The sequence below is a fragment of the Enterobacter sp. SST3 genome, assembly GCF_000286655.1.
GTDB lineage: Bacteria > Pseudomonadota > Gammaproteobacteria > Enterobacterales > Enterobacteriaceae > Enterobacter > Enterobacter roggenkampii.
Window position 1 is genome coordinate 1 of sequence record NZ_ALNS01000057.1, and the last position, 770, is coordinate 770.

A 770-nucleotide genomic window follows, 5' to 3' on the forward strand; every position below is an offset into this window, starting at 1 on the left:
CCTTTGAAGAACGGAGTATGACGGCCGCCTTCGTCTTTGGACAGGATGTACACTTCAGATTCGAACTTGGTGTGTGGCTTGATTGAGCCTGGCTTCGCCAGAACCTGACCACGTTCGATTTCTTCACGTTTGATACCACGCAGCAGAACACCAACGTTCTCACCAGCACGGCCTTCGTCCAGCAGTTTGCGGAACATTTCAACGCCAGTACAGGTAGACTTCGCAGTCTCTTTGATACCAACGATTTCAACTTCTTCACCAACTTTGATGATACCGCGCTCTACACGACCGGTAACAACGGTACCACGACCGGAGATGGAGAATACGTCTTCGATTGGCAGCAGGAATGGCTTGTCAATCGCACGCTCTGGTTCTGGGATGTAAGAATCCAGGAAGCCAGCCAGTTCGATGATTTTCGCTTCCCACTCAGCTTCGCCTTCCAGCGCTTTCAGAGCAGAACCACGAACGATTGGAGTATCGTCGCCTGGGAAATCGTACTGAGACAGCAGTTCACGAACTTCCATCTCTACCAGTTCCAGCAGCTCTTCGTCATCAACCATGTCGCATTTGTTCAGGAACACGATGATGTAAGGAACGCCTACCTGACGACCCAGCAGGATGTGCTCACGAGTCTGAGGCATTGGGCCGTCAGTCGCAGCAACAACCAGGATCGCGCCGTCCATCTGCGCAGCACCGGTGATCATGTTTTTAACATAGTCGGCGTGGCCTGGGCAGTCTACGTGTGCGTAGTGGCGAGTCGGGGTGTCGTA

The 770-nt window shown here is 52.9% G+C and carries 1 protein-coding gene; it reads right to left on the minus strand.

Features of this window, described 5'->3' with window-relative positions; translation table 11 throughout:
- Nucleotides 1-770: elongation factor Tu (locus tag B498_RS00045; protein ID WP_008503528.1), on the minus strand; the 770-nt coding region annotated here is incomplete at both ends.